Source organism: Streptomyces buecherae (assembly GCF_014295035.1).
GTDB classification, from domain to species: domain Bacteria; phylum Actinomycetota; class Actinomycetes; order Streptomycetales; family Streptomycetaceae; genus Streptomyces; species Streptomyces youssoufiensis.
The window spans coordinates 624,778-640,828 of sequence record NZ_CP060404.1; the positions used below are offsets into that span (position 1 = coordinate 624,778).

At 75.7% G+C, this 16,051-nt stretch carries 11 protein-coding genes; 4 read left to right on the forward strand and 7 right to left on the reverse strand.

All coding sequences use genetic code 11. The features are described 5' to 3' along the window. Positions 1 to 182 precede the first annotated feature (182 nt). Positions 183 to 923: a GntR family transcriptional regulator gene (locus H7H31_RS02170; RefSeq protein ID WP_187062721.1), complete on the reverse strand. Its 741-nt coding sequence runs from the start codon at positions 921 to 923 to the stop codon at positions 183 to 185. Between the two features lie 375 nt (positions 924 to 1,298). Between H7H31_RS02170 and H7H31_RS02175 the strand changes: the two genes are divergently transcribed. The 3 genes from H7H31_RS02175 (at position 1,299) to H7H31_RS02185 (ending at position 3,834) form a co-directional block, all read left to right on the forward strand. Beyond that, positions 1,299 to 2,078, forward strand: a complete 780-nt coding sequence (locus H7H31_RS02175; protein ID WP_187062722.1) for a LamB/YcsF family protein — start codon at positions 1,299 to 1,301, stop codon at positions 2,076 to 2,078. Between the two features lie 107 nt (positions 2,079 to 2,185). After that, positions 2,186 to 2,950 carry a 5-oxoprolinase subunit B family protein gene (locus H7H31_RS02180; protein ID WP_187062727.1) on the forward strand — a complete coding sequence of 255 codons (765 nt, stop codon included), beginning with the start codon at positions 2,186 to 2,188 and terminating at the stop codon, positions 2,948 to 2,950. Next, positions 2,947 to 3,834: a 5-oxoprolinase subunit C family protein gene (locus H7H31_RS02185; protein WP_187062723.1), complete on the forward strand. Its 888-nt coding sequence runs from the start codon at positions 2,947 to 2,949 to the stop codon at positions 3,832 to 3,834. The genes H7H31_RS02180 and H7H31_RS02185 overlap by 4 nt, the downstream gene beginning before the upstream one ends. A 513-nt stretch (positions 3,835 to 4,347) precedes the next feature. On the opposite strand, the gene H7H31_RS02190 is transcribed toward H7H31_RS02185, so the two are convergent. Next, positions 4,348 to 5,730: a carotenoid oxygenase family protein gene (locus H7H31_RS02190; protein ID WP_187062724.1), complete on the reverse strand. Its 1,383-nt coding sequence runs from the start codon at positions 5,728 to 5,730 to the stop codon at positions 4,348 to 4,350. A gap of 111 nt (positions 5,731 to 5,841) precedes the next feature. Here H7H31_RS02190 and H7H31_RS02195 point away from each other — a divergent pair, with 111 nt between their 5' ends. Then, positions 5,842 to 6,459 (forward strand): PadR family transcriptional regulator, encoded by a 618-nt coding sequence (locus tag H7H31_RS02195; RefSeq protein WP_187062725.1) that lies wholly within the window; start codon positions 5,842 to 5,844, stop codon positions 6,457 to 6,459. 98 nt (positions 6,460 to 6,557) lie between these two features. On the opposite strand, the gene H7H31_RS02200 is transcribed toward H7H31_RS02195, so the two are convergent. The 5 genes from H7H31_RS02200 to H7H31_RS02220 all read right to left on the reverse strand — a co-directional run bounded on the left by H7H31_RS02200 (position 6,558) and on the right by H7H31_RS02220 (position 15,774). Further along, entirely contained in the window at positions 6,558 to 10,181 is a 3,624-nt protein-coding gene (locus H7H31_RS02200; protein WP_187062726.1) for a hydantoinase B/oxoprolinase family protein, read from the reverse strand. A 138-nt stretch (positions 10,182 to 10,319) separates the two neighbouring features. Further along, positions 10,320 to 10,958, reverse strand: coding sequence for an SGNH/GDSL hydrolase family protein (locus tag H7H31_RS33425; RefSeq protein WP_308284255.1), 639 nt, complete (start codon positions 10,956 to 10,958; stop codon positions 10,320 to 10,322). 562 nt (positions 10,959 to 11,520) lie between these two features. Then, a complete protein-coding gene (locus H7H31_RS02210; protein WP_187117717.1) occupies positions 11,521 to 12,843 on the reverse strand; it encodes a glycosyltransferase in 1,323 nt (440 codons plus the stop codon). Beyond that, positions 12,840 to 13,985, reverse strand: a complete 1,146-nt coding sequence (locus H7H31_RS02215) for a glycosyltransferase family 4 protein (RefSeq protein ID WP_187062318.1) — start codon at positions 13,983 to 13,985, stop codon at positions 12,840 to 12,842. The genes H7H31_RS02210 and H7H31_RS02215 overlap by 4 nt, the downstream gene beginning before the upstream one ends. Positions 13,986 to 14,346: 361 nt before the next feature. Beyond that, complete coding sequence (locus H7H31_RS02220) at positions 14,347 to 15,774, reverse strand: HEAT repeat domain-containing protein (protein ID WP_187062319.1); 1,428 nt, start codon at positions 15,772 to 15,774, stop codon at positions 14,347 to 14,349. Positions 15,775 to 16,051 lie beyond the last annotated feature (277 nt).

A 16,051-nucleotide genomic window follows, 5' to 3' on the forward strand; every position in this document is an offset into this window, starting at 1 on the left:
GCGCCGCCACCGCGCGTTCGCCCCGCCGCCTCGACCCCACACGGCGACTCCAGGCCCCCCGCCGCCACGCCTGGGCACCGCCACCCCACGCCGCCGTTGACGGCCGGCCGCGCGCCCGCGCCGGCGGCCACGCGGCGGCAGGAACGGCCGAGTTGCCCGGCCCAGCCCCAGGTCAGCGCGGGTCAGTCGGTCGCCATCTGCTGGGCGTACGCCCCCGAGAGCTGGCTGCGGGAGTCCGCCAGGTAGTCGGCGAGCAGGGCCTCGGCCTCCGCGACGCGCCCCGCGTCCAGTGCCTCCCAAACCTGCCTGTTACGGGTCAAATAGGGCGCGTGGAAGCGGCGCGGGTCGGCCATCACGTGGAAGACTAGGCGGAGTTCGGCGAGCACGCCGCGCATCAGGTCGTTCGTCCGCGGGCTGCCCGCCAGGGCGACGATGCCCTGGTGGAAGCGGATGTTGGCGGTGGACAGGTCCTGCCAGGCACGCCCGCGCGCGGCCTCCTCGCCGGCGACGACGGCCGCCTCGATCGCCCGCATCGCCTCGGCGACCGCGCCCGTGTACGGGGGCTCGCCCACGCCGCGTACCGCCGCGCACTCCACCAGCGAGCGAACCCGGTAGATGTCGCCGAGGTCCTCGACCGTCACGACGCGTACGAACACTCCGCGATTGAGCTCATGCACCAGCAGACGTTCGCGGGTCAGCAGCCGGAACGCCTCCCGGAGCGTGTTGCGCGAGATGCCGAGGGCCCCCTTGATGCTGTCCTCGGAGAGCTTGGTGCCGGGCGGGAAGAATCCCTCGGCGATGCGGTCGCGCAGCACGTCGGCCACCCGCTCCGCGGTGCTCGTGCGTCCGAGCAGCAGCCGGTCGGTCTCCAGTCCGGAAACGTCGATCACTGCCGTGAGCCGTTCGTCCGCACCGCTTGTCACGCTGGTTCTCCCTCACCCGGTGCGACCATCGTGGGATGACCGCGTCTGCCCTGTTGAGCGCGCCGGCGCTCGGCTCGGCGCGACAGAAGTCAAGCCGAGATACACCCACGATCACAACAATCCCTTGTCGGATCGTTCAACAATCGTCTACGTTGAGTGTCGGCCGGTCGGCCCGGTTGCACGACAGCGGAGAGTTCTACGGATGCGGGTCGACCGGTCCACGGCGTCAGGCTCCGCGCCCCGCGGGGAGCATGGCGTCGCCGGCGTCGGACCCGCCGGCCACCCCCGGCCCCGCGCGCCAGCGGCCACGCCCCGGCGCCCGCCCCTTGCCACGACGTCGCGCGCCGCACGGCGCGCCTGCCCGAACGGACGGACATGACCGACGACGCGGACCGACCTGCGATCGACCTCAACGCCGATCTCGGAGAGGGCTTCGGCCGCTGGCACCTGACCGACGACGACGCCCTGCTCTCCGTCGTCACCAGCGCCAACGTCGCCTGCGGCTTCCACGCCGGCGACCCGTCGACCATGCGGCGGGTGTGCGATCTGGCTGCCGAGCGCGGCGTGGTGATCGGCGCCCAGGTCTCCTACCGCGACCTGGCCGGCTTCGGGCGGCGCGCCATGGACGTACCGCCGCGCGAGCTGGCCGACGAGGTCGCGTACCAGATCGGCGCGTTGGACGTCTTCGCGCGCGCCGCCGGCGCCCGGGTGGCCTACGTCAAGCCGCACGGCGCGCTCTACAACCGGTGCGTGCACGACGAACAGCAGGCGGCTGCCGTGGTGGACGGCGTGCGCCTGGCGAGCGACGCGCCGCTGCCCGTCCTCGGGTTGCCCGGCTCGCTGCTCCTCGCGGCGGCCAGGGCGGCCGAACTGCCGGCCGTACCCGAGGCGTTCGCCGACCGCGCGTACACCGCGCACGCCACGCTGGTGTCGCGCGGCACCCCCGGAGCGGTCATCGACGATCCGAACGCCGTGGTCAAACGGTCGCTGACGATCGCCCGCGATAGAGCCGTGACCACCATCGACGGGGAACAGGTCGACGTGCACGCGCGGTCGCTGTGCCTGCATGGCGACACCCCGGGCGCGGCGGCGACCGCCCGCCGGGTACGGGCCGAACTGGCGGCGGCCGGCGTCAGGTTCAGGGCCTTCGCGTGAGGGAACACGCGCCGCACGCGCCCACGACGCGCCCGCCCTCGGGAGACGGCGGGCCGACCCCGGCACCCGACGCCGAGCACACCCGGCACATCGAGGAGGTGGCCGGCATGCCGCACCAGGCACCGGACCGCGCCGGCTTCGCCGTGCGCGGCCTGCCCGTGGGGGAGAACGCGCTGCTGCTCGAGGTGGACTCCGACGAGGCGGTCGAGGCCCTGCACGCCGAGGTGCTGCGGCAGCTCGGCACGGCGGAGTTGCCCGCCGTGCGGGACGTCGTCCCCGCCGCCCGCACCGTGCTCCTCGACGGCCTGGCCGACCCCGCGCGCACCGCCGCGCTGGCCGCCCGCTGGCACATCCCCGCGCCCACGCGCGGCCAGGGGACGGCCGTGGAGATCCCGGTGCGCTACGACGGCCCGGACCTGGCCGAGGTCGCGAAGGTGTGGGGTGTCACGCCCGACGAGGTCGTACGCATCCACTCCGGCACCGAGTTCCGCGTCGCCTTCTGCGGGTTCGCGCCCGGCTTCGGCTACCTGACCGGGCTGCCCAGCCGCTACCACGTGCCGCGCCGCGACACCCCGCGCACCCGCGTCCCGACCGGTTCCCTCGCCCTCGCCGGCCCCTACACCGGCGTCTACCCGCGGCCCTCGCCCGGCGGGTGGCAGCTCATCGGGACCTCGGACGCGGTGCTCTGGGACGCCACCCGCGACCCCGTGGCGCTCTTCGCCCCCGGCACCCGGGTCCGCTTCGTACCGTGCGACGACCGCCGCCCCGCGCACGAGGACGGCGCCGGCCCGCCCGGCGGCGCCCCCGCGCACCCCACGGCCGACCTGCCGGCCCCCGGCCGGCGCCCCGCGGTGAACGGAGCGCGCCGATGAGCGAGTTCACCACCCTGGAGGTGGTGCGCGCCGGGGCGCTCACCACTGTGCAGGACCTGGGGCGCGCGGGCCACGCGCATCTGGGCGTGCCGCGCTCGGGCGCCCTGGACGAGCCCGCGCACCGGCTCGCCAACCGCCTGGTGGGCAACCCGGAGCAGGCCGCGACCCTGGAGACGACCCTCACCGGTTGCGCCGTGCGCGTGGACCGACCCGTCACCGTCGCCGTCACCGGGGCGCCCTGCCCGGTCCGGGTGGGCGGCCGGCCCGCCCCCTGGGGCGCGCCGATCCGGCTGCCGGCCGGGGCCCGGGTGGACGTCGGCGCCGCCGCCCACGGGGTGCGCAGCTATCTCGCCTTCGCCGGCGGCGTCGACGCGGCCCCCGTGCTCGGCAGCCGCGCCACGGACGTGCTCTCCGGGCTCGGGCCCGACCCGCTGGCCGACGGTGCCGTGCTGCGGCTCGGCCCACCGACGGGCGCTGTGCCCCACCTGGACGCGGCGCCGGCTCCTGGGCCGGCGCGCGAGTTGGTGCTGCCCCTGCTGCTCGGCCCGCGCGACGCTTGGTTCACGGCGCGGGCGCTGCGCACGCTGGGCCGCGCCGCGTACGCCGTCTCCCCCGCGAGCAACAGGATCGGGCTGCGCACCGAGGGCCCGGCGCTCGAACGCGCGCGGGAGGGCGAACTGCCCAGCGAGGGCATGGCACTCGGCGCGCTCCAGGTGCCGCCGGACGGCCGGCCGGTGCTCTTCCTGCACGACCACCCGACGACCGGCGGCTACCCGGTCATCGGGGTCGTCCCCGAGCGCTGGTTGGCCGCGGCGGCGCAGGCCGTGCCGGGCACGCCGGTGCGCTTCGTGCCCCGCCGGGCGCGCTCGGTGGCACACGGCTGACGGGGGCGCCGGGGCCGCGTCGTACGACGACGGCCGGTGCCGTCAGGGCCGGGTGGTCGACATGTCGTCCGGGCCCGGTGGCTGACCTTTTCAAACGGCTCTAAGGATTTGTCGATACGGCCGCGCCCCGCGACGCTGGGCCGTGGATGGGGAATGGAGCCGCCCTTAGCGGCGATTCCCAGGGGGCATCCAGGGAGGGTGGAACGGCCCGTGTGCGGGGGACGGCCACACGTGCGGTGTTCAGGCACCGTGCGGCGTCGGCCCCCGAGCCCACACGGCAGTCGCCGCCAGGCGGCGAGCCTGGGCCGGCCATCGCTGCCGATGGGCTCCGCGCGCTGAGACCGCGCGGAGCCCATCCGCCCTCCCACCCGGCCCCCGCGCGCTGACGCGACGTCCGGCGGGTCCCCGCGAGCCTCGCCGAACCCGGTTCCCACGGGGCGCGCCGTCCGCCGACCGACCCAGGGGGCGCCTTCATGGCGCGCGCCCGGCCCCCGGTCGGCCGCCGCCTGACGGTTACCCGCCGATCTCGTTGTCGGCTATCCAGTTGCCGTGGAACCCGAAGGGGACGCGTCGCGGCAGGTGGACGCGTGCCACGGGAGCCGCGGTGACGTCGGCGGCGTCGAGCACGACCAGTTCGCCGCGACCGGTGTTGCCGTCGTGGACGACCGAGAGGATCCAGCCGTCGTCCTCGGCCGTGGCGCCGGGTCGCGCCACGAACGTCGGCTCCTGGGTCACGCGCCCGGCCCCGAAGTCGTGTGTCGACGCCTCGCCGGTCGTGGTGTCGAACTTGACCAGGGGGCCGGGTTCGAAGCTGCCGCCGAGGTCGCGGTTGACGTCGTCGGTCAGACGCAGGCTGGCGGGGCCGGTGCCGCCGAACCAGCCGTAGCGGTGCGGGCGCCCGAGCCACTCCGCGTTGATCCGGGGCCATTCGACGGCGCGGTCGGACATGATCTGCTCGGAGACGGTCCCCCGGTCCGGGTCGATGGTCCAGCGGGCCAGCGCGGGCAGCCCGTCGGCGGGTCCGCCGAACACGTCGCGGAAGACCGTGTCGTAGCGGACCACGTCCATGACGATCGAACCGCCCGGGGCGTCGTACGCGTTGAGGACGTGGAAGACGTAGCAGCGCGGCGCGTCGCACCACGTGACCTGCCGCGCCGTGCCGCCGCGCGGCAGCACTCCCACCCGCGAGGGGTGCTCCTCGTTCCAGCGCATCGGGAGCGCGTCGCCCGTCTGAGGCACCCCCGCCTCCAGGCGGCCGACGGCGTCCGTCGACAGGGTCACCGGCAGGTCGAGCAGCACGACCCGGGTGGCGGTCAGCGCCATGTCGTGGACCATCGGGCCTCCGGAGACGGGCAGTTCGGCGGTGTGCGTCGCCTTTCCGGTGGCGTCCAGGACGACGTAGCGCAGGTGCTCGGCGTCGGGCCTGATCAGGTAGTTGACGGCGTGCATCTCGCCGGTCACCGGGTCGATCTTCGGGTGGGCGGTGAAGCCAGTGCGTAAGGCCCCGTCGGCGTCCCAGGTCGCCATCCGGTTCAGGTCGGGGGCGATCGAGACCGGTGCCCCGCCGCCCTCGACGAGGGCGAGGAGCCGGCCGCCCTGGGCCAGGATGTTGGTGTTGGGCGAGTCCTCGGGAACGTCACCGTGCACGAACCGGTTGCGGTACCACTCGGCACGCCCGTCGCGCAGCCGGACGCCGTGCACCATGCCCCGCCCGACGAACCAGTGGTGGCCCCGACCGGTCTCCTCGGGCGCCGTGGGGTTGGGGCCGATCCGCAGGTAGCGGCCGTTCAGTTCGGGGGGCAGCACCCCGGTCACCGGCAGGTCGTCGACGCTGACCTCGTCGGCGACGGGGGCGAAGTTGCCGTTCAGGTAGGGGGTGTGGGTCGCGGCGCTCATCGGGACTCCGATCGTCAGATGTGACGGTGCAATGTGTACTGTTCGGATACTCCAACTCCCGGCGTCGCGTGTGCAATGCTGAGGTTCAGACCATCCGGATCGGGGCAAGGGATGCCAACGTTCTCCGCCAGCGCCTACGTCGTGCTCGGTCTCCTCGCACAGTCGGGTTCCGCCACGCCGTACGCGCTCGACCGCGAGATCCAGCAGAGCATCGGACATTTCTGGGCCTTCCCCAGGTCCCAGATCTACGCGGAGGCGGCCCGGCTCGTACGCCACGGGCTCGTCGTGGAGGAGCGGGAGGGCTCCGGGCGCCGGCGCCGGACGCTGTCGCTGACCCCGGCCGGGCGGGACCTGCTCGCCAGGTGGCTCACCGGCCCGGCGGATCGGCCCACGGAGATCCACGACGAGGGCCTGTTGCGGCTCTACTTCCAGCGGGACGGTTCGTCCGGCGCGGACCAGGTGCGACGCCTCGCCGAGCAGCAACTGCTCGCGCACCGCCGCAAGCTCGCCGAGTACGAGACGATCCTCGCGACGGCCCCGGCCGCGGACGAACTCCCGGCGGACCCGCCTGGGCTCGGCCTGACCTTCCAGCCCCCGCAGGCCGCCGCCCTGGCGTACGGCCTGCGGTTCGAGCGGATGGCCATCGACTTCTGGTCGGAGATCGCCGAGCGCGGCGCCGACGTGGTGGACCCGCGCGTTCCGGTGGCCGATGCGGATGGCGAGCAGTGATCGGAGGCTCGGTACGCGGGTGTCGGTGTGCCGAGGCGTCGGGTGTCACGGCTCGCGGTCGCCGATAGCGCGCCAGCTCCGAGGCGGTCCCGTGGAGGCTATTCCTCGGGCTTCCCGTAGCCCCCGCCCCCCGGCGTGTGCACCACCAGGGCGTCGCCCGCCGCCGCCCGCACCACGTCGCACCCGGCCAGCGTGCGCACGCCGCCGTCGGCGCGCTCCAGCAGGTTGACCCCGAGGGCGCCCGGCCCACCGCCGGCCATGCCGTACGGGGCGACCCTGCGGTGGCCGGAGAGCAGCGCGATGGTCATCGGTTCGAGGCAGCGGATGCGCCGGGTCACCCCGCAGCCGCCGCGCCAGCGGCCCCACCCGCCGCTCCCCCGCCGCACGGCGAAGGTCTCCACGCGCACCGGGTAGCGCCATTCGAGCACCTCGGGGTCGGTCAACCGGGAGTTGGTCATGTGGGTCTGGACCGCGTCGGCGCCGTCGAAGCCGTCGCCGGCCCCGGAGCCGCTGGCCAGCGTCTCGTAGTACTGCACCCGGTCGTTGCCGAAGGTGATGTTGTTCATCGTCCCCGAGCCCTCCGCCTGCACGCCGAGGGCCCCGTACAGCGCGCCGGTGACCGCCTGCGAGGTCTCCACGTTGCCCGCGACGGTGGCCGCCGGATACGTGGGGGCCAGCATCGAGCCCTCGGGGATGCGCACGTCGAGCGGGGCCAGGCAGCCGCTGTTGAGCGGGATGTCGTGCGCGACCAGGGTGCGGAAGACGTAGAGCACCGCGGCCATCACCACCGAGCTTGGCGCGTTGGCGTTGCCCGGCTGCTGGGCGGAGGTGCCGGCGAAGTCCACGACGGCGCCGCGCGTGCGGTGGTCGACGCGCAACGCGACCTGGATGACGGCGCCGCTGTCGGTCTCGTAGCGGTACGAACCGTCGCGCAGTCCGGCGATGATGGCGCGCACCGACTCCTCGGCGTTGGCCCGCACGTGGCCCATGTAGGCGTGCACGACGTCGAGGCCGAACTGGTCGACCATCCGGCGCAGTTCCCTGACGCCCTTCTCGTTGGCGGCGATCTGGGCCCGCAGGTCGGCCAGGTTGGTCTCCGGCGCGCGGGAGGGGTAGCGGGCCGAGGTGAGCAAGTGGCGCGTCGCGCGCTCGCGCAGCTCGCCGCCGCGCACCAGCAGCCAGTTGTCGAAGAGGACGCCCTCCTCCTCGATGGTGCGGCTGAAGGCGGGCATCGAGCCGGGGGTGCTGCCGCCGATGTCGGCGTGGTGGCCGCGCGAGGCGACGAGGAACAGCAGTCGCTGCCCGGCGTCGTCGAAGACCGGCGTGACCACGGTGACGTCGGGCAGGTGGGTGCCCCCGTGGTACGGGTCGTTGATCGCGTAGACGTCGCCCGGGCGCATCGCGCCGGTATCGCGCCGCAGCACCTCCTTGATCGACTCGCCCATCGAGCCCAGGTGCACCGGGATGTGCGGGGCGTTGGCGATCAGGTTGCCCTCGGCGTCGAAGAGCGCGCAGGAGAAGTCGAGGCGCTCCTTGATGTTGACCGAGTGCGCGGTGTTCTCCAGGCGCACCCCCATGTGCTCGGCGATCGCCATGAAGAGGCTGTTGAAGACCTCAAGGAGCACCGGGTCGGCGCCGGTGCCCGCCGCGACGGTGCGCGGTCGGGGGCGTACCCGGGTCAGCAGCAGGTGCCCCCGCTCGCCGACGCTGGCCCGCCAGTCCGGCTCGACGACGGTGGTGGCGTCCGCCTCCACGACGAGGGCGGGCCCGCCGAGCGTGTCGCCCGGGCGCAGATCGGCGCGCCGGTACAGGCGCGTCGGCCGCCAGCGGCCGGCGGCGAACATCCGGACGGTCGGCGGGGGTTGGGGCGCTTCCCCCGCGCCCGCCGCGTCCTCGCGCGCGGCGGGTCCGGTGCTCACGTGGGCGGGCGCCGCCGCGCACCTGGCCTCGACCGCGACGGCCTCCGCGACCAGCGGCTTGTCCATGGTGAAGGCGTAGCGGGCGCGGTGCTCGCGCGCGAAGTCGGCCGTCATCGCCGCGGCGTCGGCCAACGGCACGGCGATGGCCGAGTCGGTGCCGGCGTACCGCAGGTGGACCCGGGTCACGGTGGTGATCGCCTCGCCTGGCAGGCCGTCGGCGGCCAGCTCCGCCCGGGTGCGCTCGGCCAGTTCCGCGCTGACCGAACACACCCGGTCCATGCCCGCCGGGTCGTCGAGGCGGACCTCGACGGCCGCCTCGCGCATCGCGGTGGCGTCGGCCACCCCGATGCCGTACGCGGAGAGCACGCCGGCCAGCGGCGGGACGATGACGGTGGTGATGCCGAGCGCGTCGGCGACGGCGCAGGCGTGCTGGCCGCCGGCGCCGCCGAAGGTGGTCAGCGCGTACCGCGTGACGTCGTGGCCGCGCTGTACGGAGATCTTCTTGACGGCGGTCGCCATGTTGAGCACGGCGATGTCGAGGTAGCCGGCCGCGACATGTTCGGGCCCGCGACGGTCGCCGGTCGCGGCGGCGATCTCGGCGGCCAGCGCGGCGAACCCCTCGCGCACGGCCGCCACGTCCAGCGGCTGGTCGGCGTGCGGGCCGAAGACGGCGGGGAAGTGGTCGGCCTGGAGACGCCCGAGCATCACGTTGGCGTCGGTGACGGTCAGCGGCCCGCCGCGGCGGTAGCAGGCGGGGCCGGGCACCGCGCCGGCGGAGTCGGGGCCGACCCGGTAGCGCTGGCCGTCGAAGCGCAGCACCGAGCCGCCGCCCGCGGCGACGGTGTGGATGTCCATCATCGGGGCCCGCATCCGCACCCCGGCCACCTCGGTGCCGTAGACCCGCTCGAACTCGCCGGCGTAGTGCGACACGTCAGTGGAGGTGCCACCCATGTCGAAGCCGATGACGCGCTCGTGGCCGGCCTCGGCCGCCGAGCGGGCCATGCCGACGACGCCACCGGCGGGCCCGGAGAGCACCGCGTCCTTGCCACGGAAGTGCGCCGCCTCCCGCAGCCCGCCGTTGGACTGCATGAACATCAGCCGGATGCCACGCAGTTCGCCGGCCACCTCCTCGACGTAGCGCCGCAGGATGGGCGAGAGGTACGCGTCGACGACGGTGGTGTCGCCACGCGGCACCAGCTTCATCAGCGGGCTCACCTCGTGCGAGCAGCTCACCTGGGCGAAGCCCACCTCCCGGGCCACGGCGCCCACGGCCCGCTCATGCCGTGGGTACCGGTAGCCGTGGGTGAGGACGACGGCGGCGGCCCGCAGGCCGTCGCGGTGGGCGGCCCGCAGCTCCCGCCGCACGGCGTCCAGTTCCAGCGGTCGCACCACCTCCCCGTGCGCGCCGAGCCGCTCGGGAACCTCGATCACGCGGGCGTACAGCGCCTCGGGCAGCGCGATGTGCCGGTCGAAGATGCGCGGCCGGTTCTGGTACGCGATGCGCAGCGCGTCCCGGAACCCCTCGGTGACCACCAGGACGGTGGGCTCGCCCGAGCGTTCGAGCAGGGCGTTGGTGGCCACCGTGGTGCCCATCTTGACGACGGCGATCCGCTCGGCGGGCAGCGGCTGCCCGGGCGCGAGGCCGAGCGTGTCGCGGATGCCGGCGACGGCCGCGTCCCGCGCCCGCTCGGGGTGGTGCGACAGCAGCTTCCTGGTCACCAGGCGCCCGTCCGGCCGCCGGCCCACGACGTCCGTGAAGGTGCCACCCCGATCGATCCAGAACTCCCAGCGTCCCGTCGTCATCCCCGCATTGTCACAGCGCACAGCGGTACGGAGCGGGTACGCGGCCGGGGAGCGAGCGATCTGGACCGGTACGGGGTAGGGGCGCGGGGGCGCCTGTCGGGCGTCGCCGGGAACGGGAGGGACGGGGACGGGGCGGGGTCACGCCGCGCTGCCGGCGCGCAGGGCGCGCGCGGGCGCGCCACGGGTGGCCGTCAGCGCGCCACGGGTGGCCGCGCGCGCCCGCGCGTCCAGCAGGTGCGCGGTGCCCGTCAGGTGGTGGCCGCTCTCCAGGGCGGCCTGCCGGACCAAGTCCGGCAGCAGGTCGCGGCACCGGTCGAAGACCCAGCGCGTGCCGCGCGTGGCCAGCCACCAGGTGCCGTCGGCGAACGTCGGCGGCGGGCCGTCGGGCTCGACCGAGGGCGCGGGCCCGAGTCGCGCGCCCCGCCGGCCGAGCGCCGCGTGGAACTCCCGGGCCAGCAGCCGGTGGCCCAGCTCGCTGGGGTGCAGCCGGTCCACGCCGCGCGCCGCCCGGTCCGTCACCCAGGCGCACCCGGCCAGGTGCGCGTGGACCGCCCCGTACCGCCGGGCCAGCACGTGCACCACCGTGTTGAGGGCACGCGTCCGACGAGTCAGGGGCGCGGCCAGCGGGCGCGGCAGGCCCAGCGCGCGCCCCGGGTTGGGCAGGCAGGCGGTGAGCAGGACGGCGCCATCGGCGCGCAGGGCGCGCATCGCGAGGTCGAGCGCCCGCGCGAGCTGGTCGATGTCGAACGCCGCGCGCAACGTGTCGTTGCCGCCCACCACCACGGAGGCCAACTCGGGCCGCGACCGGCGGGCAGCTGCCCCTCGACCATCTCGGCGACCAGCGCCCCGCTACGGGCGAGGTTGACGAACTCCACCCGGCGCGGACGCCCGTCCAGCCGCCGGCCCACTCCGGCATACGGGCCGCCCGCCAGGTGACCGGACCGGGCCGGGCCCGGGTCCGCCCCGGCCGTGCCGGCGCACCCGCCATCGGGCTCGGCGGCGCGGTCCGGGGCGTCCTCGGGAACCAGGGCGCCCGCCAGCAGCGCGGCCCAGCCCCGCCAGCCCCCGCCGGGTGCGGGATCGCCGACGCCCGCGGTGAGCGAGTCGCCCAGGGCCACGAACCGGAACGGGGCCGCCCGGTCGGCGGGCCCCGGCGCGGCCGACGCGGGCCCCGCCGGGCCTCGGCCGGCCGCGATGTCGCGGCCGGCCCGGGCGCCGGGGACGGCCCGGGTGCCAGGGGCGGCCAGGGCGCCGGCGTCGGCCAGGGCACCGGCGTCGGCCAGGGCGCCGGCCTCGGGGGGCGGCGCCGTGGGTCGCGCGCCGGGCGCGCGCCACGCCGTCATGAGCCGCCTCCCCCCGGCGGCTTGGGCCCCCGCGCCGCCGCGACCACGGCGTCGGCCGTGGGCGCCGGCTCCGTCGGGGCTGGCGGCCCCGCGTCGTGCGCGGCCAGGAAGGCGGCCACCGCGAGCGGCCAGCCGAACTCCTCGGCGCGCGCCCGCGCGGCCTCGCGGCGGGCCGGCTCCGGACGGGCCAGCACGTCCTCGACGGCGTCCGCGAAGGCCCAGCCGTCGTCGGTGGCGCTGACGCCCGCCCTGTCAACGATGTCAGGCAGCGCCGACGAGGCACTGACCACCACCGGCGTACCGCAGGCCAGCGCCTCCAGCGCGGCGAGCCCGAACGTCTCGGCCGGCCCGGGCGCCAGCACCACGTCGGCGCTCGCCTGCCACGCGGCCAGCTCCGCCCGGTGCGCCACGTGGCCCAGGAAGGTGACCGGCAACCCCTCGACACGGGCGCGCTCGGCCAACCGGGGGCGCAGCGGCCCGTCCCCCGCCACCACCAGGTGCACGGCGACCCCGCGCCGGCGCAGCGCGGCCACGGCGTCCAGGGCCCGCCCCGGCCGCTTCTCCGGCGACAACCGCGAGCACATCACCAGGAGCCTGGCCGCCCCGCTCACGTGGCGAGCCCGCAGCGCGGCGCTGTACCAGGCGGGGTGGCACTTCTCCAGATCGACACCGAGCGGGGCGCGGACGAGGTTGCGCACGCCGAGCCGTACGAACTCCCGCGCGGCCCACTCCGTCGTGCACACCACGCGCGCGTACGCCCGGGCCGTGCGCAGGTTCAGCCGGTCGGCGGCATAGCCCGCGGCGGCCGGTGGGACGCCCCAGGTGCGCAGCACGGCGTCGGCGCTCTCGTGGGAGACCATGACCGCGGGCACGCGGGCCTGCCTGGCCCACTCCCCCGTCCACCGCAGCGTGGTGCGGTCGGAGACCTCAAGGCGGTCCGGGGCGAGGCGCTCGAGGAGTCGGGCCAGGTGGCGTCGGCCGGTGAGCACCCGGTAGCCGCCGGTGCCGGGCAGCTCGTGGCCGGGGACGGTGATCACCCGTCCCTGCGCGGTGGCCTCGTCGGAAGCCCGTTCGCCGGGGATGACCAGGACCGGTTCGTGGCCCGCGGCCCGGTAGCCGGCGCCGAGTTCGCGCAGCGCGGTGCGCAGCCCGCCGGAGGTCGGGGTGACGAAGTTGGCGAGCCGCACGATGCGCAGCGGGCGTAGGGGGTGCGGTGGGTGCGGGGCCGGGGGCACGGGAGCCGTGGACAGTTCGGGAGGCGCGGAGGGCGAGGGAGGCGCGGGGGGCGAGGCGTGTCGGGGGGAGTGGAGGTCCGTCATGCCGCCCTGCCCTCCGCGACCCGCCCCGTGCGCTCGGCCAGGACCTCGGCGTAGTGGTCGAGCAGGAGGTCGCCCACCATCTCCCAGGTGCGCCCCTCCACGGCGGCGCGCCCGGCCCGGCCAAGCTCGGCTCGCAGCCGCGGCGATTCGGCCAACAGCGCGACCGCGTCGAGCACGGCGGCCGAGTCGCCCGGCGGCACCAGCAGCCCGGTGCGCCCGTGCGCGATCAGGTCGAGCGGCCCGCCCACGGCGGGAGCGACCACCGGCACGCCGCTGGCCTGCGCCTCCTGCACGGTCTGGCAGAACGTCTCCTGTGGCCCGGTGTGTACGAAGACGTCCAACGAGGCGAAGACGCGCGCGAGTTCGTCGCCGGTACGGCGGCCGAGGAAGCGGGCCCCGGGCAGCGCCGCGCGCAGCCCGGCCGCGCTCGGCCCGTCGCCGACGACGACCAACCGCACGCCGGGCAGGGCGGCTACCGGAGCGAGCAGTTCGACGCACTTCTCGGGCGCCAGCCGGCCGACGTACCCGACGATCAGCTCGCCACCCGGGGCGAGGCCACGGCGCAGTTCGGGATCGCGCAGCGCGGGGCGGAAGCGGGCGGTGTCGACGCCGCGTGGCCACAGCGCGATCCGTGGCACGCCGTGCTCGGCGAGGTCGCGGGCGGCGGCGGTGGAGGGGGCGAGGGTGCGGTCGGCGGCGGCGTGCACGGCCCGTATCCGGCGCCAGGCGGCGGACTCGCCGGTGCCGAGGTAGGTGCGCGCGTAGCCGCCGATGTCGGTCTGGTAGACGGCGACGGCGGGGACGCCCAGCCGGGTCGCCGCGGCCATGCCGCGTACGCCGAGGATGAACGGGCTGGCCAGGTGGACGAGGTCGGCACGGTGCGCGGTCAGGGTGGCGGCGAGCCGGCGGCTGGGCAGGGCGACGCGCACCTGCGGGTAGCCGGGCAGCGGCAGCGAGGGGACGCGGACGACCGGGTAGGGGTGGGTGCCGTCGCTGTCCGCCGGGCAGTCGTGCGCCCCGGCCGGGGCGAGGACCAGGGGCTGGTGGCCGCGCCGGGCGAGGTGCTGGGCGGTCTGCAGGGCGCAGTGGGAGACGCCGTTGATGTCGGGGGGAAAGGATTCGGTGACGATGGCGACACGCATACCGGTGTTGTCGGCGCGCGGAACGTGACCCGGGCCACGTGGATCTTTCCGATCAGGAAACGTCCCATGAGCGTTCGCCGCTGGTGGGTGCGGGTTCTGCCCTGCCGGACGGGTCTGTCCGGAAAACGCCCCCACGGCACGTCGCCCCGACACCACCCGCGGCCCGGCGCCGCCCCCGCCCGCCGTGCCCACGGCACGTACGGGCGGGGCGTACGGGCGCGTCGAGGCGCCCGTGATCGGGGCGTACGGCATGGGCCTACGGCGTGGGCGCCCGTCGGCCCCGGGCCAGGCGCGCGGGCGTGCGCCGGGGCCGCGCTCGGAACCGCTCGCGATCAGTGCGGCGAGGGCCGGCGCCGGGGGGTCAGAGGGAGGCCGTGTCCGGGTCGATCCGGCTGCGCACGGCGGTCTGCACCTCGGCCTCCTCGGCCGGGTCCGCGGCGAGCCGGCGCAACTGGTCCACGACGCGGGAGTCGGCCGTGGCGGCGTGCCGGGCGGCGAGTTCGCGGGTCGACTCCTCGCAGTCCCACAGGCACTCCACCGCGAATCCGGCCGCGAAGGACGGGTCGGTGGCCGCCAGGGCCCGCGCCGACCTGCCACGGAGCTGCGAGGACGAGGTCTCGCGGTAGATGTGGCGCAGCACCGGCGCCGCGCAGGCGATGGTGAGCCGGCCCGCCCCGTCCACCAGGTCCCACAGCGGCGCGGCGTCGGGGCCCTCGGTGCGCACCACGCGGCGCAGCGCGCTCAGCACCACGGTGGCGTCGCGCTGGCCGCCCCTGCGGGCGAGGAGCGAGGCGGCGGCGGAGCCGAGCGCGTCGTCGCGGCGCGCCCAGCTTCGGGCCCTGATCAGCGAGGCGTTGCTGCGCATGCGCTCGAAGGCGCCGATGGCCGCGTCGGCCACCAGGGACGAGGGGGACTCGGCCGCCGCCTCGATGAGGGCGAGCGACTCGGGGGCGTGCTGTTCGGCCAGGTACCGCAGGGCGGTGGCGCGCGCGGCGTCGGGGCCGTGGGCGGCCGCGGCGACGATGGCCGGGTGGTCGTCGGGGCCGGCGACGGCCGTCAGGCAGCGGGCGGCCGGTCCCTGTCGGTCCTGGGTGGGGTGCTGGTCCTGGCCCTGCTGGGCCCAGTCGAGCACTTCCCGTACGCTCCAGCCCGGCCGTGGCCCGGTCGGCCGGAGCTGCCGCTGCCAGCGGTCGAAGCAGCCGCTCTCCAGGGCGGCGCGCACGCGGGCGGCGTTGCCCGGCTCGGACGTGTCCTCCGCCCACAGCCGCCAGGGGCGCGGCTCGAAGGCGTCCCTGGCCGCCGTCGCGAGCGCGGCCTCCCCCTCGGGGGTGTGCGGGAAGCGGGCCAGCACGAGGCCGCTGAGGGCACGCAGCCCACTGTCGTCGTCCCGCAGCGCCAACTCGTCGAGGGCCCACTGCCAGTTGCCACCCGTCGCGGCGTACCGGCGCAGCAGGTGCAGCGCGTCATCGCGCCCGTACGAAGCAAGGTGGCCGAGGACGGCGAGGGTGAGCCCGGTGCGCTCCTCGGCGGTGTCGATGAGGTCGTCCGGGTGGAAGAGGTGTTGTTCGATCTCTTCAAGTCCGCCGTCGAGCTCCATGCAGAGCCTGGCGTAGTACAGCGAGCGGTTCTCCACCTGCCAGTCGCGGCGTGGATCGCGCAGCACGCAGTGGTGCAGCGCTTCGAGCGCCTCGGCTCGCGGTGCCGCGAGGGCGTGCAGGGTCCCGTCACCGCGGCCTCGCTGGAGGAGACCGAGTAGGGAGCCGCTGGGCGCTATGTCTGGATCGAACATGAGGTCAGCATCCGGGGCGGGGGGTTGGACTGGCAACGGGATTTCCTTCGATCGGCATTCTTGCCGATGTCGGCGCCGGTATGCCTGATGAATGGCAGCGGCCACGCGTCCCGAGCGCCGCAGCCTACCCGGAAGCCCCGGCTCCGCGAATGTGCCCGGCATATCCACGGGAGGCCGCTGGCATATGTCAAGAGCACCACCGTATCGGGTATTGCCAAATCCCTTACAGTCCGTCGCAGCCTGTGCGACAGTCGTCACCGGCCCTTCCGTCCAATCT